Annotated in this window: 29 protein-coding genes; 27 read left to right on the top strand and 2 right to left on the bottom strand. The window is 41.9% G+C overall.

The window, feature by feature from the left end; all coding sequences use genetic code 11:
- Positions 1–85 precede the first annotated feature (85 nt).
- Positions 86–463 (bottom strand): helix-turn-helix domain-containing protein, encoded by a 378-nt coding sequence (locus MHI35_RS14245; protein WP_144522350.1) that lies wholly within the window; start codon positions 461–463, stop codon positions 86–88.
- Between the two features lie 158 nt (positions 464–621).
- On the opposite strand from MHI35_RS14245, the gene MHI35_RS14240 reads away from it, so the two are divergent.
- The 18 genes from MHI35_RS14240 (at position 622) to MHI35_RS14155 (ending at position 11,886) form a co-directional block, all read left to right on the top strand.
- On the top strand, positions 622–885 hold the full coding sequence (locus MHI35_RS14240) for a helix-turn-helix transcriptional regulator (RefSeq protein WP_012011056.1): 264 nt from the start codon (positions 622–624) through the stop codon (positions 883–885).
- Complete coding sequence (locus tag MHI35_RS14235) at positions 882–1,034, top strand: hypothetical protein (protein ID WP_162900861.1); 153 nt, start codon at positions 882–884, stop codon at positions 1,032–1,034. Before MHI35_RS14240 ends, MHI35_RS14235 begins: the two co-directional genes overlap by 4 nt.
- Complete coding sequence (locus tag MHI35_RS14230; RefSeq protein WP_249407442.1) at positions 1,012–1,254, top strand: hypothetical protein; 243 nt, start codon at positions 1,012–1,014, stop codon at positions 1,252–1,254. Before MHI35_RS14235 ends, MHI35_RS14230 begins: the two co-directional genes overlap by 23 nt.
- Positions 1,255–1,304: 50 nt before the next feature.
- On the top strand, positions 1,305–1,706 hold the full coding sequence (locus tag MHI35_RS14225) for a holliday junction resolvase (RefSeq protein WP_144522352.1): 402 nt from the start codon (positions 1,305–1,307) through the stop codon (positions 1,704–1,706).
- Positions 1,703–1,909 carry an XtrA/YqaO family protein gene (locus MHI35_RS14220; RefSeq protein ID WP_144522353.1) on the top strand — a complete coding sequence of 69 codons (207 nt, stop codon included), beginning with the start codon at positions 1,703–1,705 and terminating at the stop codon, positions 1,907–1,909. The genes MHI35_RS14225 and MHI35_RS14220 overlap by 4 nt, the downstream gene beginning before the upstream one ends.
- Before the next feature lie 126 nt (positions 1,910–2,035).
- Positions 2,036–2,554, top strand: a complete 519-nt coding sequence (locus MHI35_RS14215) for a sigma-70 family RNA polymerase sigma factor (RefSeq protein WP_144522354.1) — start codon at positions 2,036–2,038, stop codon at positions 2,552–2,554.
- A 152-nt stretch (positions 2,555–2,706) separates the two neighbouring features.
- Complete coding sequence (gene terS, locus MHI35_RS14210; protein ID WP_144522355.1) at positions 2,707–3,351, top strand: phage terminase small subunit; 645 nt, start codon at positions 2,707–2,709, stop codon at positions 3,349–3,351.
- Positions 3,348–4,661 (top strand): PBSX family phage terminase large subunit, encoded by a 1,314-nt coding sequence (locus MHI35_RS14205; protein WP_211064067.1) that lies wholly within the window; start codon positions 3,348–3,350, stop codon positions 4,659–4,661. The genes terS and MHI35_RS14205 overlap by 4 nt, the downstream gene beginning before the upstream one ends.
- Positions 4,658–6,115, top strand: a complete 1,458-nt coding sequence (locus MHI35_RS14200; protein WP_012011049.1) for a phage portal protein — start codon at positions 4,658–4,660, stop codon at positions 6,113–6,115. The genes MHI35_RS14205 and MHI35_RS14200 overlap by 4 nt, the downstream gene beginning before the upstream one ends.
- Positions 6,116–6,153: 38 nt before the next feature.
- Complete coding sequence (locus MHI35_RS14195; RefSeq protein ID WP_144522358.1) at positions 6,154–7,242, top strand: XkdF-like putative serine protease domain-containing protein; 1,089 nt, start codon at positions 6,154–6,156, stop codon at positions 7,240–7,242.
- A 22-nt stretch (positions 7,243–7,264) separates the two neighbouring features.
- Positions 7,265–8,188 (top strand): phage major capsid protein, encoded by a 924-nt coding sequence (locus tag MHI35_RS14190; RefSeq protein ID WP_335349059.1) that lies wholly within the window; start codon positions 7,265–7,267, stop codon positions 8,186–8,188.
- Positions 8,189–8,201: 13 nt separating this feature from the next.
- Positions 8,202–8,585, top strand: coding sequence for a protein YqbG (gene yqbG / locus MHI35_RS14185; protein WP_144522359.1), 384 nt, complete (start codon positions 8,202–8,204; stop codon positions 8,583–8,585).
- The gene (locus tag MHI35_RS14180; protein WP_058013843.1) at positions 8,582–8,938 is read left to right on the top strand and encodes a YqbH/XkdH family protein; all 357 of its coding nucleotides are present in this window, start codon (positions 8,582–8,584) and stop codon (positions 8,936–8,938) included. The genes yqbG and MHI35_RS14180 overlap by 4 nt, the downstream gene beginning before the upstream one ends.
- Positions 8,935–9,432: an HK97 gp10 family phage protein gene (locus MHI35_RS14175; RefSeq protein WP_211064068.1), complete on the top strand. Its 498-nt coding sequence runs from the start codon at positions 8,935–8,937 to the stop codon at positions 9,430–9,432. Before MHI35_RS14180 ends, MHI35_RS14175 begins: the two co-directional genes overlap by 4 nt.
- Positions 9,433–9,436: 4 nt before the next feature.
- Entirely contained in the window at positions 9,437–9,892 is a 456-nt protein-coding gene (locus MHI35_RS14170; protein ID WP_144522361.1) for a phage portal protein, read from the top strand.
- Positions 9,879–10,091, top strand: coding sequence for a hypothetical protein (locus MHI35_RS14165; protein WP_144484909.1), 213 nt, complete (start codon positions 9,879–9,881; stop codon positions 10,089–10,091). Before MHI35_RS14170 ends, MHI35_RS14165 begins: the two co-directional genes overlap by 14 nt.
- Positions 10,092–10,094: 3 nt before the next feature.
- Positions 10,095–11,441, top strand: a complete 1,347-nt coding sequence (locus MHI35_RS14160; protein ID WP_211064069.1) for a phage tail sheath family protein — start codon at positions 10,095–10,097, stop codon at positions 11,439–11,441.
- A gap of 1 nt (position 11,442) precedes the next feature.
- Positions 11,443–11,886 carry a phage tail tube protein gene (locus tag MHI35_RS14155; protein WP_003213309.1) on the top strand — a complete coding sequence of 148 codons (444 nt, stop codon included), beginning with the start codon at positions 11,443–11,445 and terminating at the stop codon, positions 11,884–11,886.
- A 286-nt stretch (positions 11,887–12,172) separates the two neighbouring features.
- Here MHI35_RS14155 and MHI35_RS14150 read toward each other — a convergent pair whose 3' ends face one another.
- Positions 12,173–12,262, bottom strand: coding sequence for a putative holin-like toxin (locus MHI35_RS14150; RefSeq protein ID WP_080772987.1), 90 nt, complete (start codon positions 12,260–12,262; stop codon positions 12,173–12,175).
- A 152-nt stretch (positions 12,263–12,414) separates the two neighbouring features.
- Here MHI35_RS14150 and MHI35_RS14145 point away from each other — a divergent pair, with 152 nt between their 5' ends.
- Genes MHI35_RS14145 through MHI35_RS14105 form a run of 9 tightly spaced genes read left to right on the top strand, consistent with a single transcriptional unit; the run spans position 12,415 to position 21,491 of the window.
- Positions 12,415–12,855, top strand: coding sequence for a phage tail assembly chaperone (locus tag MHI35_RS14145; protein WP_012011040.1), 441 nt, complete (start codon positions 12,415–12,417; stop codon positions 12,853–12,855).
- Between the two features lie 41 nt (positions 12,856–12,896).
- On the top strand, positions 12,897–13,034 hold the full coding sequence (locus tag MHI35_RS14140) for a hypothetical protein (protein WP_088002055.1): 138 nt from the start codon (positions 12,897–12,899) through the stop codon (positions 13,032–13,034).
- Positions 13,035–17,159 (top strand): transglycosylase SLT domain-containing protein, encoded by a 4,125-nt coding sequence (locus tag MHI35_RS14135; protein ID WP_340992460.1) that lies wholly within the window; start codon positions 13,035–13,037, stop codon positions 17,157–17,159.
- Positions 17,152–17,820 (top strand): LysM peptidoglycan-binding domain-containing protein, encoded by a 669-nt coding sequence (locus MHI35_RS14130; RefSeq protein ID WP_211064070.1) that lies wholly within the window; start codon positions 17,152–17,154, stop codon positions 17,818–17,820. Before MHI35_RS14135 ends, MHI35_RS14130 begins: the two co-directional genes overlap by 8 nt.
- Before the next feature lie 11 nt (positions 17,821–17,831).
- Entirely contained in the window at positions 17,832–18,842 is a 1,011-nt protein-coding gene (locus tag MHI35_RS14125; RefSeq protein ID WP_211064071.1) for an XkdQ/YqbQ family protein, read from the top strand.
- Complete coding sequence (locus tag MHI35_RS14120) at positions 18,839–19,105, top strand: DUF2577 family protein (RefSeq protein WP_065099036.1); 267 nt, start codon at positions 18,839–18,841, stop codon at positions 19,103–19,105. Before MHI35_RS14125 ends, MHI35_RS14120 begins: the two co-directional genes overlap by 4 nt.
- 14 nt (positions 19,106–19,119) lie before the next feature.
- A complete protein-coding gene (locus MHI35_RS14115) occupies positions 19,120–19,542 on the top strand; it encodes a DUF2634 domain-containing protein (protein WP_088002025.1) in 423 nt (140 codons plus the stop codon).
- Positions 19,535–20,584, top strand: coding sequence for a baseplate J/gp47 family protein (locus MHI35_RS14110; protein WP_211064072.1), 1,050 nt, complete (start codon positions 19,535–19,537; stop codon positions 20,582–20,584). The genes MHI35_RS14115 and MHI35_RS14110 overlap by 8 nt, the downstream gene beginning before the upstream one ends.
- Positions 20,568–21,491 (top strand): YmfQ family protein, encoded by a 924-nt coding sequence (locus MHI35_RS14105; protein WP_211064073.1) that lies wholly within the window; start codon positions 20,568–20,570, stop codon positions 21,489–21,491. Before MHI35_RS14110 ends, MHI35_RS14105 begins: the two co-directional genes overlap by 17 nt.
- Positions 21,492–21,500 lie beyond the last annotated feature (9 nt).

Here is a 21,500-nt window from a genome sequence, read left to right as displayed (position 1 = left end):
CATGAGCCTTCCCTTTTTTAGGGGAAAAAGAGGCATAAAAAAAGCTGGGTATCCCAGCAATGTAAAGCTTTATGAAAAGAGATGATCAATCGTCGTCTCGCTGTTTTGGCTGACGGCCTTTTTGCTTCTCTTTTTCTTTAATGTAGTGAATAAAATCGATGGTTTGTCTTCGTGCTTCTTCGGAAAAATCAGAGGCAGCCTTAAACGCAATTTGCAAATCAGGATCGTCTGCAAGGTCGGCATCGGTTCTGCCTTTGTCCTTACCTGTGAGAAGGTAGTCCGTTGAGACCCCGTATAACTCGGCGATTTTCACAATCATTTCACCGTCGGGCTTTCTCAAGCCATATTCCCAATTTGCATAAGTGGACATCGCCTTTAATCCGAGTTTTTTAGCAACCGTTGACTTGCTCCATCCATGTTTCTCTCTTAATTCAGTTAAAATCTTTCCAGTCAAATTATCCATTGGAAACACCTTTTTTCATGTTATGAGTAAATTTTATCATGAATTACACGGAAAAGATAAATAATTACACAAAAAGAATAAAAAATGATTGACTTACTCGTTTCGTGTATATTATCATAATGAATATAACTTACACATATTGAGTAAGAGGTGGAAAGATGAAACTTGAAAATTTACGAGAAGAACGCATTTTACAAGGAAAAACACAAACCTATATGGCGAAAAAACTAGGGTATAAGTACACGAGCGGCTATGCAAATATAGAAATGGGCAGAACGAAGCCCAGCTTAGAAATAGCAAAGCATATTGCAGATCTGCTGAATAGAGGTGTTCAAGAGCTTTTTTTTGATCAAAAGTTACACGAAATGAGTAATTCTTTAAAAGAAGAGCACTTCTTTGAAAAGGAGAGACAAACAAAATGAACATCGATCATCCAATGGTAGCGCAGATGAATGACTTTGGATATCCAAAAAGCTACTGGTCATATGACATGACACGTTACGGATATCAAACAGAGATTGAGGAGAGCCTGGAGGGATTTGAAGAAGATGAAACATCAGATGACGTTTGATGCCAGAAAGGAAGCGCAGCTTTGTTTAGTCCAAGCTGGCGGCTGGATCACCTTTCATCATCAGAAACCGGTGTTTGTTTTTTCCACAGCAGAAGACAAGCTAACATACATGACCCTATTAACGGAAAAGGTCACTGAAGTAAAAAAGGAGGAATCAAGACGACATGAAACGATGGAAGAAAATCATGACAATCCTCAAATGCTTGCTCAAAGCGAATAAAAACGAACAAAATATCCGTCAGTGGGAAAAGGATGACGGGAGATCATAATATGATCATCCATTTCATCATTGAGACAGAGTTATTGTTAACAAAAGATACATTGATAAAAAGAATACGAGCAGCTGCAAAAGCGCAATGCCCGCATAAAATAAAAGACGCACTATCACTCGAGATTCGTTTATTCGACGACATGCCGCTTCACATCGCTGACTGTCAAATCAAGCGTACATACGCAGAAAAAGGTTTGATACGCCCGATGCACGTCAGTATCTTGCAGCCACGACTACTCCATATTCAAGAAGCACTTCATTCTATTGCGGATAGGGCTCCTCTACAGATTGTCGATTTAAGAGTTTCCCAGTTTTATAGTATGCGTCCAAGAATTGAAATCATTTTAAATACGATAGGTGATGGCACGAAGTCCTCACCAAATAAGGAGACAAGCATATGAACGAGCCAAAACAATTATTCATTCAAGAAAACCGGACATTTGTCGGTGAGATGGAAACAGGAAAAATTCAAGTCATCGTGTTAGATGGGAATGTCGGAACGGCTTATCAGATAGATGTGCCTGAACATGGAAAAACCATTATACAAACGGCAAAAGGTCATTTTGCAAGAGTAGATCACGAGATTGGTTTTAAAATCAGCTAGATCACTGAACAGATCACAATATGATACGTCCAAGACGGAAAGCCTGCGGACACTGATCAAGACCCTATGAAAAGGGGACTGATTGGTGTCCGCTTTTTATTTTCTTAAAAAAGGGAGAGAGTCAATATGCAAGATTTACTTATCGAATACAAACGAGCATTAAAGGATGCTAGAAAAAGATATGAACCGTTTAGAGAAAAAGAAGACAAACAGCTGTCAGATCAAGAGAAGCATGATAAAAAAATTATCGCTAGTATGGTCAGCGATCTTGAATACGTCGTAGAATGGCTTCAAATTGGCAGGCAGCCAGGTGCACGAAGAGGATTAGACAGACGTTCAGTCTATCAGCGTACCATCCTGGCAAATCCAGAAGTGTTAGAGGCTTTATCACATGAATATACAATCATCCAAGAAAATGAAAGAGAATTCAGTGAGCGGGACAAGAAACGAATTGACGAAGCCTTATCCGTTTTAACGGATCGCGAAAAGGACGTATTCTTCATGCATACAACCCAAGGATTATCGTTTAGCGATATAGCGGTCATGCTAGATGTGAAAAAAGGAACTGTCCAAAAACATATGGAGAGAGCTCGGACCAAGATGTCCAAAAAAGTACAAGAACGCCTATTCGAAGCTGCTGAATAGGCGTTTTTTCTTTTACAAAATAAATGCATCAGCACTTGTCTTACAGTTGCCACCTATAGTTAGAAAGACCAAACGGATGTTTGCTAGCCCTACACAAATGATTCCTTCACAGGAAATCGTTCGAATTAAAAGGAGGCAGCAGGTGAATGTAAATGAAAGATAAACGGATAGGAGCCAAGCAAGATTATTTGAAAGGGATGACGTACCAGCAAATTGCAGATCATTACAATGTCTCAATCCATACCGTGAAATCATGGAAAAGACGATACGGATGGCAAAGGCCAAAAGATTCGTCAAAGCAGGCACACTCAATCTTCAATCAGTTTCTTTCAGATGAAACGATTGAAATCATGGAGAAAATGGGCGGGCGTACATCGCTTGATTTAATCTGGGATCAAATTCAAATTCAATATGCTGCCATTATTCGGGCGCAGCGCATCATGTATGTGTCTGATCAAGATGACATGATCAAAGAGCTGAAAAAGGCGGCATACATGCCTTCTTCATTAGAAGAAACAGTAGAAGGCATTCAACCAGAGCAAGAAATGAGCACAGAAGAATATTCGTTTCAATTTTCATGGGATCGGCATGCTACCTTTTTAAATGCCCAATCCCGTGCGATGGGAGAGCTCAGGCGTCTCATTAAACAGTTTGAAGAGCTCGCACATGCGAAGGATGAACGAAGATTAAGGCTAAAGCAAATTGAACTGACCATCGAAAAAACAAAAAAAGCAGTGCGCGAAGAAAAAGAGGAAGATCTTCACATCATGATCAAGCGAAAAGAGGATCACTCATGACGCCGTTGATTGAAAAAGAAGTCAATCCTCACTTTGAAGACTTTCTATTCGATTGGAATCAGAAGTTTCAATTTTTAGTAGGCGGCTACGGCTCCTCGAAAAGCTATCACATTGCGTTAAAACTTATTTTGAAGTTACTGGAAGAAAAGCGGACAGCACTTGTCATTCGAGAAGTATATGATACGCACCGCGAATCAACCTTTTCTCTCTTACAAGAGATCGTCAGCGATCTTGGCATCGATCATGTGGTGAAGTGCCGCAGTTCGCCGCTTGCCTTGACGTTTCGAAATGGCAGCAGCATCTTATTCAAAGGGCTGGACAAGCCTGAGAAATTAAAATCGATCAACAACATCTCAATCATTTGGATTGAGGAGTGTTCAGAGGTTTCTTATGAAGGCTTTAAAGAGCTGCTGGGAAGGCTGAGGCATCCGAGCTTACCGCTTTATATGATGTTATCGACCAATCCTGTTGGTCAAGATAATTGGACGTACAGACATTTCTTTCGAGATGAACAGCTGAAGCGATTTGTCCTAGATGACGAAACCTTATACAAAAAACGCACCGTTGTGATCAAAGATACGTACTATCATCACTCCACAGCGGAAGATAACCTATTTCTTCCTAAAAGCTATGTGAAGCAGCTGGATGAGCTGAAAGAATACGACCCAGACCTTTATCGAATTGCGAGGAAGGGCTATTTCGGCATCAATGGAACAAAGGTTTTTCCTCAATTCGAGGTAAGACATCATGCTGATGTATTAGAAGCCATTCAACAGATGGATCGTCCGCTAAAACGAGCCGGCATGGATTTTGGATTTGTTGAATCATACAATGCGCTCATTCGATTAGCCGTCGATCATGAAAAAAAGTACTTATATATTTACTGGGAATATTACGACCGCGGGAAAACAGATGATGAAACAGCCGTTGACTTAAAAGAGTTCATTGAATCAAAGGAACTCATCAAAGCCGATGCAGCCGAACCTAAAACCATTCACTATTTCCGGCAGCTTGGATTTCAAATGGTGGCAGCACATAAGTTCCAAGGCTCGCGTTTGCAATATACGAAAAAGATCAAACGGTTTAAGAAAATCATTTGCTCTGATGCTTGTCCGCACTCAATCTATGAACTTCAATCACTGACCTATAAGGCAGATAAGGATGGACGTTTAGAGGAAGATGCATTTCAAATCGATCCGCATACATTATCAGCCATCTGGTATGCGCTGGATGATTATGAAGTGACGGATTTGAAACAGACCGCCTCGGAGCGTGTCCGTCCAAACAGAGAGAGGAGGTCCATACAATGAAACAATTGAAAGCAACGATTATGAAGGCAAACATGTCTGATCATACAAAACAAATGTATGCAGATGAATTTTCCTATGAAAAAGATGACATTGTTCCCCCGCCTTACAACATCAATGAATTAAAAAGCATGGCAGAATATTCAACCATTCTTCAGCAATGTATTGATGCGTATAAAACGAATATTTTAGGCTTTGGATTTGGGGTGGAATACGCCTTTGACTTTAATGCAGAAGGTGTAAAACCGGCAAAAAAGAAAGCTGCAGAAAAGGAATGGACAAGACTTGAAGAATTTACGAAATACATGAACTATGATGAGTCCGCTGATGTGATTCTTGGCTATGTCCTCGAAGACCGAGAGAAAACGGGCAATGGCTTTTTAGAGGTGCTGAGAGATGGACAAGGAAAGCCAGCAGGAATCGAGTATTTAGATGCGCTCCATATCCGCATTTGCAAGCTTAGTGAGCCAGTCGATGTTGAATTCAGTTTCACAGAAAATGGCGAATTAAAGACAATGAATCGAAAGAAACGATTCCGCAAATATGTGCAGGTGATCAACGAAAAGAAAGTCTTCTTTAAGGAGTATGGTGATCCGCGCATTTTGAACTGTGAAACAGGCAAATACGATGACACCACACCAGAGCCGCTTCGTGCAACAGAAGTGATTCATTTTAAAATTGGCAGCGGTACGTATGGGATCCCCCGCTGGATTGGCAACATCGTCAATATGTACGGAGCACGCAAGGCAGAAGAGCTGAACTATCTTTATTTTAAACAAGGGCGGCATGTACCAGGTGCCATCATTGTCGAAAATGGGATGCTGTCAGAATCCTCTTATCAGCAGCTTCAAGATTATATGGACGATATTGAAGGATCTGATCATGCACATAAATTTCTATTGCTTGAAGTTGAAGGTCTGCCGACAGAAAAAGGGTTAACGGGAGAAGAAGATGTCTCAAATGTCAAAGTAAACTTCAAATCTCTAGCCGAGATCCTGCAAGAAGATGCGCTCTTTTTAGAATACGATGAAAAAACAAGAAACAAAATCCGCTCGGCGTTTCGCCTTCCGCCAATTTACACAGGTGAGTCTCAAGACTATAACAAAGCGACAGCAGATACCGCGCGTAAAACAACAGAAGAGCAAGTATTTCAGCCGGAACGACATCTCATCACAGGAAAACTCAATACGCTTTTCCTGCCGGATCTTGATATGTGGCATGTTCGTTTTCTATTAAATGGCCCTGATTTTAGAGATCCATTAGAGATTGCCAAGGTCCTGACGCCATTTATTCAAGCGGGGGCAGTGTCACCTAACGATTTGCGCGATCTAGCAGGAAGAATTCTTGGAAAAACGTTAGAGGAATGGCCTGAGGAACTGTATCACCGACCTTTAGAAAGCCGCATGAAATCAGCTGAAGAAAAGCCTCAATCAGAGCCGGACCAGCTAACGAAATAAACAAAAGCTGTTGCGCTTTTTTGAAAGGGGGTGAACATATGCCAAGAGAACTAAAAAACGCTAAAATTACGCATGTTTCCTACGTGGACAAAGCAGCGAACAAGAAGAAATTCTTTTTGATGAAAGCAAAGAAAAAGCGGCCCGACTTTCAAAAAGAGGTCAGTGTCCTGACAAAGGCAGAAGATGCTCATCGCCTCGTGTACGGTGTCGTGTATGAGCCGAATACGCCTGATGCACATCAAGACTTTATGACAGCGAAGGAAATCGAAAGAGCGGCACACGGCTTTATGAAGGATGCCCGTCATATTGACAAGCAGCATGATTTTCAGGATGGTGTTGGCGAAGTGGTTGAATCATATATTGCCCCGGCTGACGTTGAAGTGGGCGGGGAGCTCATTCGAAAAGGATCTTGGGTGCTTGTGACAAAGGCCTCCCAAGAAATTTGGGATCAAATTCAAAAAGGCCACATTACAGGCTATTCAATGGCCGGAACGGCGGATATCGTCGCTATAGAAGAACAAGATCAGCTTCTATCTCAAGACACAAATGAGAGAGGGCTTTTTTCTTTGCTGAAAAATTTCTTTTTAAAAGAGGAAGGTGCAAACATGTCACAACCATTTTGGAACATTTTAGACCATCTGCTGGAAGCCTTACAGTCAAGTGATGGTGATGAGGCGGATGTAAGAGCTTCCTTAGAACAGCTCATTCCAATCGTGCAGGACATCCTGACGACAGAGAATGTACTTCAAGCGATTGGAGAAAGGCCAGCAGACGTACTAAAAGAAGAGTCTGCTTTGACGACGGATCAAGTGCAAGAGCTCGAAAAAGCAAAAAAAGCCATCGAAAACGTCTTGCAGCAGGCTGAACAGCAGGAAACAGAACAAACAGGGGAAGAACCTGTCCAAAAAGTGCTCGAACAAGTCGTTGCACCAATTCGTCATCAGCTCTCTTCCTTAGAGAAATCAGCCAGCAGAGAAAAAGCAGCGATGCAGGAAGTGCTTCAGCAGCAGCTTTTGCCTATTTCAGAGCGGATTCACATGCTTGAAAAGGCAAGGGGCATATCAAAACAAACAATCCACGATACACAAAACGACACGACAAAACCCATATGGGATGGCTTACTATAAGCCGATATAAGGAGGAAACAGTGTGAGAAATCAAGAGTTGATTCGCAAGGCCGAAATGACACTTGCCAGCTTAAAAACCGGCGGTCTCATGAACGCAACCCAATCCAACACATTCATTAGAATGATGCAAAACACACCAACCGTTTTAAATGATGCACGCATCATTCCGATGGAAAGTGATTCACAAAAAATTGAAAAAATCGGCTTTGGCCAGCGTATTTTGCGTCCAGCAGAAGAAGGTCAAGCGCTTGATGCGAAAGACCGAGTTGTCCCAGCGACAAGCACTGTCCATCTAAATGCAAAAGAGGTCATTGCAGAAATTCATATGACCTACGACAGCATTGAAAACAATATTGAAAAAGACGGAATTCAGCAGACAATTATGCAAATGCTGGCTGAACGAGCAGCAGTTGATATTGAAGAGCTCATCGTCAATGGAGATACGACTTCATCTGATCCATTTTTATCCCAAATGGATGGCGTCAGAAAACAAGCAGTCACTCATATTGTGGATGCAAATGGAGCGGAAATTAGCCGCCAAATGTTGAAACAAGCCTATAAAGCGATGCCGTCAAAATATTTACGTGTACCTCAGGATTTCCGATTCTACACATCCCCAAGTTTAGAGGTGGAGTGGAAGGATCAAGTAGCAAACCGCCAGACAACTCTCGGAGATGCGGTGATTCAAGGCGGACTTTCTTCTGCATTCGGTGTACCAGTCAAAGGCCTTGCCAATATGCAGCCATATGACGAAGCGGGAACAGACGTATCAGATATTTTGCTGACACACCCTAAAAATATTATCGTAGGGTTTTCTCGTCATATTCGAATTGAAGTAGAAAAAGATATTCGTAGCCGGAAATTTATTATTGTTCTGACAGCGAAGCTAGACAGCAAATTTGAGGAAGAGGATGCTGTAGCAAAAGTGATGAAAGTGAAAGAGTAGGTGACAGCAGGCCATGATGATTTCTCCTGAAGAACTGCAAGCCTATTCTGTATTTGAGCGTGTGAAAAATCGATCTGTAGAAAGACTGACAGCAGATATTATCGAAGCAGAAGCTGCGGTATTTCAGATCGTAGGTCATGATTTCTCAAGCGAAAAATATCAGCCCCTCCCTGAAAAAGCAAGAATCGCATTATTAAAGATGGCCCAATATTTTGCCATGTTGAATGATGATGAATCTATGATGAAGGGCCTTACGTCAGAAAAAATGGGTGATTATTCATATGCGAAGGCAGCTGATCAAGTAAAAGGCAAACCTTATGTATATGCCCTGCTTGTCGATTACATTGAACCATCATTAACTCGCGGCAGTACCAAATTAAAGGTGAGATCATTATGAGTTATCAATCTCTCTTAACAGACCGCTGTGATCTATTTCACCTTGAACATCAGGAGGCTTCCCGAGGAAAATTCGGGATTCCAGCTGATGACTTACAAATGACTCTTTCCTATCCTGATGCGCCTAGCCTGACAGATCTGGCTTGTTATGTCATAGAAAAGAATCAGTCGCTTGTGCAAGAAGAGCCAAATACAGTGATTTATCAGTCCTATCTTGTCCATTTCCCTTTAGCAAGTGATATTCGCCTGCATGACAAAATGGTGTGGAACGGCGTCTCACTTAAGTTGCAACAGCCCAAAATAGTGAAAAATCATCACATTGAAGTGATGGCAGTCAGGAAGGAAAATCTATGAAAATTGATGGACTTGACCGGCTGCTTTCACAGCTGGAAACAGCGTGTACCGGCGGGTTAAAAGCAGAATATCAAGATTGGCTAGAGGACATGGGCCTAGAGCTTTTGGACATCATTCAGGATGAGCTAATCAAGGAGAATGCTGTTGATACAGGCCGGCTTCTTAGCTCCTTTACGCAAGGGGACAAGGAGAATCATTTTCTCATGTCAAAAGGTGGTCTCACGCTTGAAGTGGGAACGCAGCTTGAATATGCCTCCTATGTCAATGACGGACATGCTACTTCTTCAAGTGGAGAGCGAAGATGGGTGCCTGGCAGGTGGGCTGGCAGCCGCTTTGAATATGATCCGAATGCAAAGACAGGAATGATGCTTGCCTCTCAATGGATAGATGGTAATGGCTACTGGGATCATGCTGTCATGCTCTATGAGCAAATGTTTGAACAGTCGCTGGATCGAAAGCTTCAAAGCTGGTTCGATCGACATTTTGGGAGGTGATGAAATGAATCAAGAAGTCGGGGCAATCATGCATTATATTTATACACACTTTCCTGTAACAATGTATGATCGACTTTTGCCAGAGCGTTTTCAAGTGCCATCCGTTTATGTGCCGCCTGTAACAGTGATCAGCGGTCCAGATACGGTATCTACGTTTATGAAATCTTATTCTTTGCAAGTGAAAGTGTTTCATATGGATTCAGAAAAAGCGCATAACGCGGCAGAAATCATTGTTGATGCATTGCTTGCTGATCGTCAAATGATTCAGATGATGAGTGAAGATGGAGAGGTGCTTGATGATTATGTCCGCATAAAAAGAGTGGAAACTAGAATGTTAGATCAAGGCGTAGCAGCGATTGTCCTGACGTGGGATAGCAGTTATTGGTACAACCGAGACAAACTAGCAAGCCTTGAAGACATCAACTTTTCAGATGGGGTGATCAAACGTGAGCAAGACTAAAAAGGCAGAGCCTGCTCAATCAGCTGGCGAAGAAAAAGAATTTGGCTTTTCATTTGAAGCCTTAAAGGAGCACAGTAAGGATCTTTTTGGGGTGAAACCAGAAATCCTTGAAGGTGCTCTTTTTTATATCAAACATCAACCAATTACAAAAACAGAAGCGAAAAAGCACATTGATGCTTTTTTGTCCAAGGAGGTTTAAAGGATGAACGGAGGCACATTTACACCAGGTACAGAGAAAAAGCGTCCTGGCATTTACTTTAATTTTAAAACAACAGCAGAGCAGCGAATTACTTTAGGCGATCGAGGTACGGTGGCACTTCCTCTTGTGATGAGCTGGGGAGAACCAAAAACCTTTATTTCCGTTTCCAATATGGAAGACTTAAATAAAAAGGTTGGACTCAATATTGATGACAAGTCGCTTCTTCTTTTCCGTGAAGCAAAGAAAAAAGCGCAAACAGTCTTGCTTTACCGCCTAAATGAAGGGGAGACGGCCAAAGCCGAAATCTCAGAAAACTTTGTGGTTACAGCTAATTATGGCGGCCTAAAGGGAAATGAGATCACCATTCAAGTGGCAGAAAATGTACTCGACAGCAAAAAACGTGACGTCATTACTTATCTTGGAACAGATATTGTGGATAAGCAGATTGTGACGGATATCAAAGATCTTGTGAAAAACAAATATGTTCAATTTTCAGGTGAAGGGGAAGCAGTCATCACAGCTGGTGTGGCACTAAGCGGCGGAAAAAACGGTGTGGCAAGTGTCGCAGATTATACCGCTTTCCTAGAAGCAGCAGAAACAGAATACTTTGATGTCATTGCGCTCCCAGTCGATAATAGTGAGCAATTAAAAGCAACCTTCGCTTCATTTATCGAGCGTCTACGTGATAAGCAAGGACGTAAGGTGCAAGGCGTTGTCGCGAACTATGCAGCTGACCAAGAAGGCATCATTAATGTGACAAGTGGTGTCGTGCTGGAAGATGGAACAGAACTAACACCTGCTCAAACAACAGCTTGGGTTGCAGGGGCAAGTGCAGGTGCAAACTTCAATCAGTCACTCACCTTTGTTGAATACGAAGGAGCAGTGGATACATTAGAACGCCTTGATAATGATCAAGTAGAATACCGATTATCACAAGGGGAGTTCCTTTTCACATTTGATGCAAGAGACCGCACGGTGAGTGTTGAAAAAGATATTAACTCTTTAACAAGCTTCACAGCTGAAAAGAATCAGCAAATGGCGAAAAACAAAATCATTCGTGTGCTTGATGCCATCAACAATGATTTAACGTTTGAATTAAAAAATCTGATTAAATTACGCAAAGCCAATGGCAATGACATCCCAGCATCCGATGATGGAGTGCAACTTGTGAAAACACTGATTACACAGTATCTCACGCAGCTTCAAGATGGCAGCGGCATTACAGGCTTTAATTCAGAAACAGATATCGTCATCGGTCTCAATGAAGATCGTGATGGATTTATCATCGATCTAGCTGTTCAACCAGTAGATGCAGCAGAAAAATTCTATTTCAATGTGGAGGTGAAGTAAGATGGCTTTTAAAGCGCAAAATACAATTTCAGGTAAAGAAGGTCGTCTTTTCTTAGAAGGTGAGGAGCTTGCCTTTATCAAAACGTTTGAAGCAAACGTGGAGAAAAATAAATCAGAAGTCAACGTGATGGGCCGAAGAATGACTGGTCATAAAACAACAGGGGCAAATGGAACAGGAACGGCCACATTCTATAAAGTTACATCTCGTTTCGTTCAATTAATGCTCAACTATGTGAAAAAAGGGGAAGATCCTTATTTCACTCTTCAAGCGGTGATTGACGATAAATCATCAGGCCGAGGTACTGAGCGTGTAACATTATTTGATGTCAACTTTGATTCAGCTAAAATTGCTGGACTGGATGTCGATTCAGAAGCACTAGAAGAAGAAGTTCCGTTTACGTTCGAGGACTTTGATCTTCCTGAAAAGCTGAAGAATTCTTTTTAATGCCTAAAAGGCATACAAATGACGAAAATAGATGTTGATTTTATTTTATTCAGCAATATGGTATAATTTTTCATAGTTACAGAGTAGCTACAAAAGAGTGACTGTGTAACTCAAAAAAGTTTCTTAGAAATATGTTTACATGCAAAGTACTTTGCATAAAATAAAAAGAAGCCAGGATGCGTCAACATCCCGGCAATGTACAATTCGGCCCTCAAGGGGCTGGCTAATCGAATAGGATACTTAAGGATAGACTTTCCCTTTTACCTACCAAAGCTCAAGGGGGAGTCTATTTTTTGTCTATATACGTCAACAGGGTTATGATAAATGACCCGAAAGCAAGCATTAACATTAGTGCTTGAAATGTTGACATGAGCATCACCCCCTTCCTATCGGGGGATGAGCCAGACACCCTTGAGCTAGCCGTTCAATTGTACATATTAAATTATACATGAAAAGATTGGAAAGCACATTCAAAAATGGATGTGCTTTTTTGCATTCAAAAAAACATAACAAAGGGAGTTTTTAAACATGAGCGAAAAACAAACATTTGATCTTTCATTTTTTATGCCAGGACAAACAGTAGAAGCAGAAGAGGTCAAAGTGCCAATTTCTAAGCGTTTTGTTGATAAAAAAGGGAATGTCATTCCTTTTGTCTTTAAAGCCATTACAACTGAACGCATTGATGAACTGGAAAAAGAAAACACGACTTTCAAAAATGTCAAAGGAAGAGGCCGCGTGAAAGACTTAGACAGCCAACGATTCTACGCACGCATTGCCATTGAATCAACGATTTACCCAGATTTCCGCTCAAAGGAATTAAGAGAAGCTTACAGCACACAAGATCCAGTTGAAGTCGCAAAACGTGTATTATCTGTCGGCGGTGAATACGCAAACTGGTTAAACAAGGCCATTGAAATCAATGGTTTTGAAGACGAAATTGAAGATTTAGAAGAAGCAGCAAAAAACTAATAAAGGATGGGGATAAAGAAGCCGTGTTTTTATATTACGCCATGCATGAGCTTCACTACTCCCCATCTGAACTCCTAGATTTATACGAATCACCAAGACCGTTCAAAGCACTCCTATTCGGACTCATCAGCTACAAGCTAGACATGCTAGAAAAAGAAGCAAAGAAAGGAGGGAAATAGTTGGCGAAACTCACTGCACGATTTGAATTAGAAGACAAAGTATCCAAGAAGCTGCTGCGAATACAAAAGCGATTTCAAACATTTGAGAAGCAGCTCAAACCATTTAGAAAACCGGTAAAAATAAATCTGGATATAGATGACAAGAAATTAAAAAACTTCAGTTTATCGCTTCGGAAAATATCAATGATTTCCATGAGACTCGATCAAGGAATCTTTCGTGATCTGAAAGCATTAAACAATCAGTTAAATATGCTCCCGAATCACTTGGTGATATCCATTCAAGCGAAGGGGCTAGATGTCATTAAATCCAGCATAAATCGTTTCAAGCAAGCGGGAACAAGCCCCATTATGCTGACGTTTAAACTAAATGATCAATTGTCAGGTAAAATGTCATCAATCAAAAAATCTATCTTTCAGCTCATGAACAGAACGTACTATATGAGATTAAACATGGTTGACCAAGCCACCGCTGCAATTCAACGAATCAAAAAGACACTCAAAAGTTTGACGATGTCTAAACACGAAATCAGAGTGTCTGTTCAAGACAATGCAAAGAGTAAGTTGAAAAAACGAGATCAAGCAGAGTCGGTTGTAAAAGAACAAAGCATCAAAAAAGAACCTGAGGCTGTTAGTCCGTCAGTGAAAACGGAAGATCCTAAACAGAGCTGGATCCAGAACCTTGCCAATAAGGGATTAAGTGAAATTCAAAAATATGCAGGTGACGTTGCAGATAAAGTGAAGGAAAAATTGAGTCCTAGAAAGTTTTGGGATGAAAAGGCACTTCCTTGGGTTGAAAATAAAATAGAAGAGTACAAGCAAGATGTGATCGGAAGAATTAAAGAGAAGATTAAATTTAATCCTGAAAAAAAACTAGATCAATTGGTGAAGGCTGGATTAGATCGACTCTTAGGTGCAAGTGATCAATCAAGTGAAAGTACCACTCAGGCACCAACAACAGCACCAACAACAGCACCAACAACGGCACCAACATCAACACCATCAAATCCAGCTCCCAAAACGAAACCTCAGTCTCGAGGTGGAAAAGGCTTGTTTCGCAACAGTTGTTGCCCCTGTTGTGCAAGAGGTTTAAGCAGGGGAGGATCTACTAAAACTAAAAATCGAAATGGTCGCTCACCAAGACAGACAAGAAATCCAAATGCTACGACAAGAACCGAAATGAATAGAAGACCTCCAAGTAGATTAGGGAAACTGAAAACAAATGCAGGTAAATTATTTGGGAAAATCCCTAATGGACTAAAGAAAGGTGCGGGTATCGCAGCTTCAGCTGGTGGACTTAAGGGTTTAGTGAAAGGTAGCAAGGGGTTAAGTGGATTAGGGAAAGCGATGAAAAGTATAGGTAAAGGGAGCGGCAAGTTATTAAAGAAAGTACCTATTCTAGGAAGTGTACTTAGTGCAACAAATCTCATCGGTATGAACAAAGATAATGCTGGTGAAAAGATTGGTACGACTGGAGGCGGCATCGCCGGCGGAATGGCAGGTGCTGCAGCAGGTGCAGCTATTGGAAGCGTAGTCCCAGGGATAGGTACAGCCATCGGCGGTCTAGTAGGCGGCATCGCTGGAAGTATGGGCGGAGAATCTATCGGTGAAACAATTGGAAAATGGTTTGATGGCGGCGGATTTGAAAAGATTGGCCAAAAAGCCATTGAAATCAAAAATCAAATTGTCGAAGTTTGGTCAACAGTCGCGGCTTGGTTCACAGAAAATGTATGGACACCATTAAGCAGTACGGTTGTCACAGTCGCGTCATCCATTTGGTCAAGTTTAGTCAATGCATGGACATGGATACAAGAAACGTTCAGTGCAGTAGCAGGCTGGTTTATTGAAAATGTATGGACACCGCTCAGCGACACAGTCGTTACGGTAGCAACGACTATCTGGTCAAGTTTAGTCAATGCATGGACATGGATACAAGAAACGTTTAGTGCAGTAGCAGGCTGGTTTATTGAAAACGTTTGGACACCGCTTAGCGACACAGTCGTTACGGTAGCAACGACTATCTGGTCAAGTTTGGTCAATGCCTGGACATGGATACAAGAAACGTTCAGTGCGGTAGCGGGTTGGTTTATTGAAAACGTTTGGACACCACTGAGCAGTACAGTTGTTACAGTTGCTACAGGGATTTGGACAGCACTATCAAATGCATGGAAAAAGATACAATCAATCTTTGGAGTTGTATCGACATGGTTTATTGAAAATGTGTGGAATCCACTTGTAGATACGGTAGGAACCATTAAAGACAGTTTCGGTAAAAAGTTTGAAGAAGCGTATAAAGTGGTCACAGATATATGGGATGGATTATCCAAATGGTTTGAGGACAACATTCAAAAGCCGATTGTAAAAGTAGCAGAAGCTATTGGTGATGGATTTTCTAAAGCATTTGGCTGGGTTAAAAAGATTTTTGACAAAGCAGGCGGCATTGTAGATGTAGTCATAAATTGGATTGTTGGGAAGAAAAAACCCGATAACAATGCCACAGGCGGCTATATCACCCAGCCAACCTTATCATGGGTCGGTGAAGCAGGTAACGAATTTGTCATTCCAACTCAAAATAACCGAGGACGCGGGAAGATGCTTCTTGCTCAGGCTGCTTCTCATCTTGGAATGTCTGTTATGCCAAGCGGATCAGCTGGAAATCAAGTATCAAACTCTCCAGCTCCTACAGCAGTAGCTTCATCACCTTCTTCTGTCGGTTCAATAGACGGATCTGTCTCGATGGCTGGGAACATTCAAGCCTCCAGCATAGGCGAGCAATTTAATAAAGATTTTGAACAAGGATTAAATCAAAAAGTGATTACACTTGATCAATGGAAGCAAAAGAATATTCAGCAGCCTTTTGCTCAATTGACCTCAGACTCAAGTAAGTATGGTCAGCAAACAGTTGCTGCTTTTGCGAATGGTCAGCAGGTGACACCAACAGGAACAGACAGCTTTTTGCAAAGTCGTGTAAAAGCACCATACCAGCAAGTGATGACAGCATCACCAACTTGGGGTTCTGGAACGGTTAGTGGTTTTGCCACAGGTCAAAATGCCACATCAGTTGGTACTAGCCAATACGTAGATCAGCACATCAAACAACCTTTTCTACAAGCAAAACAAGACTCACCAGGCTGGGGCTCAGGAATGATGGATGCCTTTAACAACGGCATGCGTTCAAAAGCTAGTGAAGTCACACAAGCTGCCAAAGAAATGGCGAAGAAAGTAGAGCAGGCGTTTAGAGAGGAATTAGACATTCATTCCCCTTCACGCGTCATGATGAGTCTTGGGAAATTCGCATCGATCGGTGTCGTCAAAGGACTCGACTCAGTGGATGTGAAAAAATTTGCTGAAAATCAGGCTGGTTCATTAATTGGAGCTTTCAGTGGTATGGGGGCTTCAGGTCTTAGTGTTCAGCAATGGCTCATGGCAGCTCTTATGGCAACTGGCACATCGATGAACTGGCTTCCAGGTCTTATGACCATTGCACAGCATGAATCGAATGGAAATCCGAGAGCAATCAACTTATGGGATTCCAACGCCAAAAAGGGAACGCCTTCTAAAGGCTTAATGCAAACCATTGGACCGACGTTTAACTCCAATAAAGGCAAAGGTATGAATGACATTTGGAACCCAATTCATAATGCCGTAGCTGCCATTAACTACATTAAGGGCAGATATGGAACAGTCTTCAATACACCGGGATTACGAAGTATGAGAAGAGGCGGGCCTTATAAAGGCTACGCAAATGGTGGACTGATTACTCAGGAGCAGGTTGCTAGAGTCGGTGAAGGAAACAAACGCGAATGGATCATTCCTGAAGAAAGAGGGATACGCGGAAGGTATTTATTAACGCAGGCAGCCAAGGCACTTGGGATGCAAGTATATGATCCAGCAAATGCGTCTGCTCCTTTACCAGAATCACAAATGCAGCAAGTTACCTCAGCTCAATCTTCTAGTCGAACAGAATCGTCAAGTAATAAGCAAATCACCATTCAATTCAATGGAGATCAGCATTTCCATAATGGACAAGATCAGCAATCGCTTGTCGAAAAAATTAGACAAATGCTCTTAGATGAACTGGAAGTAGAGCTTCATACAGGAACGAAGGGGGTCGTGATCGATGGGTAAATCAGTGTATCAATTGTGGATTTCTCAAGGAAAGGACAAGTTGCGATTCCCTGTCCTTCCATCCGAACTTGAAATCACAAATAACGTACAAAATGAAACGGTAAAGGTTGCCTCTTTTGGAGAACTGACCTTTATTGATGTCCCATCGGCTAAGCAAGTATCATTCACTTCATTATTTCCTAAGAAATATTCGCCAATTGCTGAGTATAAAAGTATTCCATCTCCAGAGAATGCGATAGCGAAAATAGAACGAATGATGCGATCAAAGAAGTCGGTGAGGCTCATTGTAACGGGGACAAAAATCAATATGACGTGTAGCATTGAAAGCTTCACTCATAAAGAAGGGTCATATGATATTGGCGATCGTGAATTTACGATCGAGTTAAAGGAATACAAAACCGCATCGCCTAGGAAAATCAAACGAAAGAAAAAAGCAAAACAAACGAAAAAGAAAAGGCCTTCAAAAACACCACCAAAAATGTACACCGTCAAAAAAGGGGATACGCTATGGGCAATTTCAGGCAGATTTTATGGCGACAGTACAAAATGGCGGCGTATTTGGAATGCCAACAAATTAGCGATGATTAAACGTAGTAAGCGCAATATTAAGCAGCCGGGGCATTGGATTTTCCCTGGTCAAAAATTAAAAATACCACAATAGGGGGGCTGACATTGATTGAGCTTTTTGCCATCAGAAGCGGCACCATGTATGAGCTTGTCACAGAGAGTGTGACACTTCAGGGGCAAAGGTATCAAGCCCCTCGCTCTATTCAAGCAAATATTATTACTAAACAAGGCAGTCAAACATATTACCGTGTCTCAGAAGGGGACACGGTTCTTTTTAAATGGAAAGGAAAAGAGCTGTTCAGAGGCATTGTGTTTTCTCGGACGCCTGTTGAAGGAAAACTAACCTTCACCGCATACGACATGCTTCAATATTTGGTGAAAAACCAAGATGTCTATGTTTTTTCAAAACAAAGAGCAGATCAAATCTTGAGACGGATTGGGACTGACTTTCAAATTCCCATGACCTCCATCGCCAATACCGGTCATGTCATAAAATCGCTAGTGTTTAAAAATGATACGAGCCTATATGACATGATTCTGAAAGCATTAAAAGAAACAAAACGGCAAACCGGTAGAAACTATCAAATCTATTCTGCTAAAGGAAAGATGGGGCTGAGAGCTTGGCCAGATCCAGAGGACATATGGGTCATTGAATCAGGTGTCAATCTCATTGGCTATCAGTACAGTACCTCGATTGAAGAAACAGCGACTCGTGTCAAGCTGCGCACGTCTGCAGATGAACAGGGGAAAAATAAGAAAAAAGGCAGCAAATCAGAGATTGTAGTAGTCGAACAGGATAAAGCAGGTCAGAGTAAATACGGTATTTTACAACATGTTGAGACGGTTACAGGGCAAATCAACCAGCCGCAGCTACAAAAAAGAGCCAAAGTACGGCTGGCAGAGAAAAAAGGCGTGAAACAAGAAGTCAAAAGCATCCAAGCGCTGGGCATTCCTGAACTGCAAAGCGGTCTTCCGATCTATTTGAAAATCCCTGAAATCAACGTGAAAAAAACGTACTGGATCGATCAAGACAAACATGAATTCAGTGGAGTGAAACACACCATGACAATTGATGTCGTTGAGAAAAATTCCATTCCAAAGGGTGATCAAGCGTGAGGTTAAGTGAAGCAATTAAACGATTAGCAGTGAATGCTGTAGATGCCGCCTCTCCAATTGATCTGGTGGTGGGAGAAGTCACGGCAGTTTCTCCTGTAAGCATCCGGTTAAATGAAAACCATAAACTGATCATTCCGGAAGAATTACTGATTTGGCCAAAGCGCCTAAATAAGGGTGAGGATGATGAACTAAAAAGGGGAGACAGCATTATGGTGCTGGCAATGGCAGGAGGGCAATCCTTCTACATCATCGACAAATTGTAAGGGAGGTGATGAACGTGGCACTCTCACCAGAGGAAGAAATTGAAGAAACAGAAGAAGATGAAGAGGTGGAAACCTCGACAACATATCGAATAGATGTTGAAACTGGCAGACTGACAGGTGAAACCATTTCAGGCATTGAAGCAATTCGTCAATTCGTTTATATGACACTTAGGACAGAGCGGTATGCACATCCTATCTACAGCCACGACATTGGTACTGAAATTCAGGAGCTTTTAACGGATACAGAAGCCACGGATGAATACAAAGAAATGGAGATTCCGAGGCTGCTAGAGGAAGCGTTAATTGTGGACGAACGGATTGATCATATTGAAGAGATAGAGATCACAAAGGAAAATGATTCGTTTCATGTCAAGCTAGCGATTGTCACAGATGAAGGCACATTAGAAATAGAGGAGGTGATGGAGAGCGATGTTTGAGGAACAAACGTACGAAGCACTAATGGAAAGAATGCTAGACAGACTGCCAGATGACATAGATAAAAGAGAAAACAGCGTCATTTGGAATGCCTTGGCACCTGCTGCCGCTGAATTGGCTCAGTCCTATATTTGGCTTGATCAAGTATTCGAACTGGTCTTTGCAGATACAGCACAAGGAGAGTTTTTAGATAGACGGGCTGCTGAAGTAGGAATTGAAAGAAAACCAGCAACTAAAGCGGTTTGGTCCGTAGCTATTCAGCCAGAGGATATCAACATCCCAGTTGGCTCCCGGTTTTTTATTGAAGACGTCTATTTCCAATATTCGAACGATGGCACGCTAGAATGCGAGACACCTGGCAAAGTCGGCAATGGTCAATTAACAGATCAGCCGCTGCTTTCACTTGATACAATTCCGGGGCTCGAATCGATTATCATGAAAGATTTGGTGATACCCGGACAAGAGGAAGAAGATGACGCTTCGTTATACGATCGTTACTTAATACGTGCTAGGAGGGAGGCTGTCAGTGCCAACAAGGCGCATTATAAAAAATGGGCTGAGGAAGTGACAGGTGTTGGCAGAGCGAAAGTATTCCCGCTTTGGAATGGAGAAGGAACTGTTAAAATTGTCATCACAGACGGCAATCTAGATGTTGCATCAAATCTGCTTGTTAAAAGAGTACAGGAATATATTGACCCAGTGCCAGGCGAAGGAGAAGGACAAGCGCCTATCGGTTCAAAAGCGACCATCGAAAGCGCCAAATGGCTGGACATTGACATAGAAGTAGCCGTCGAACTTCAAATGGACTGGACCCTTGAAGGAGCGCAGAAAGAAATAGAAGAAAAGGTCAAAGCGCTGTTGAAATCAATTGCATTTGAAAAGAGTACCATTCGAATGTCCGCATTAAATGATATTTTGTACCATTCAGAAAGTGTATCAGATTATGCAAACGTATTATTGAATGGGGAGTCAAAAAACTTAGTATTGCAGGATATTGAGATACCGCGTCTGAGGCAGGTGAAGGTTATTGAGCAAACAGGATGAAATGAAAAATTACTTGCCGCCATATTTTACAGAGATTTATGAAGTCGATCACCTGCTCAAAACAGAAACGCCAGAGTTTGAGCAATTAGATGAATCCATTTTTGATTTGACGGATCAGTTCTTCCCTTTGACAGCGACATGGGGCTTGAATAGATGGGAAAGAATGCTGAAGGTGCAGCGAGAATCAGATGATTCCATTGAACTTCGCAGAGCACGCTTACTCAATATGATGTCAAACATTCCACCGATCACGTATCTTTCTTTAGAGAAATCGGTGAATCGCTTTCTGAAAAATCCAAGTGCCATCATCCGTCTGACCACCAATCGCTACCATTTCGCCTTACGTGTGAATCTAGATGATCTGCAAAACACTAGATATATTGTAGACATACTTGAAACGTTAAAGCCAGCTCATTTGGCTTATACGTTCACTGCATTTCATCATACCGATGTACATGAAAAAAATGAACATCACGTGAGGCTCACACTGCGAAGCAGAGTGGGTTTTTTCGATCATATTCCGATTTTACTCAATGGTGAATTTGTATTAAATGGTGCGTTTTATCTGAGCGGAACACGAGGGACAACAGAGGTTCCGACTCGTTTTCGGCATTCGTTGAAGTTGAGAATGCCGCTTCAGCATAGTTCAGAGAACGCATATCGAATGAATTATGTCATAACTGGAGCGGTACATGAAACGAAGCAAGGAGCGGCATTGACTGTACGCACAAAAAATCAGCTCCAGCAACAAACCAAGAAGAAGATGACGTTCCGTCTGCCAGTACATGTCCAAACTGAGCAGGGTGGAAGCTTACTGATCAAGGATCATTACTGGATTCTCGATGGATCTGTTCCGCTGGACGGATCAAAAATGCTAGCAGCTACTTCTCAAAAAATAGAACTATAAGGAGGATCA

Origin of the sequence: Bacillus sp. FSL K6-3459, assembly GCF_038003305.1 — a bacterium.
GTDB lineage: Bacteria > Bacillota > Bacilli > Bacillales > Bacillaceae > Bacillus > Bacillus pumilus_O.
This window is presented reverse-complemented; position numbering and strand designations above follow the sequence as displayed.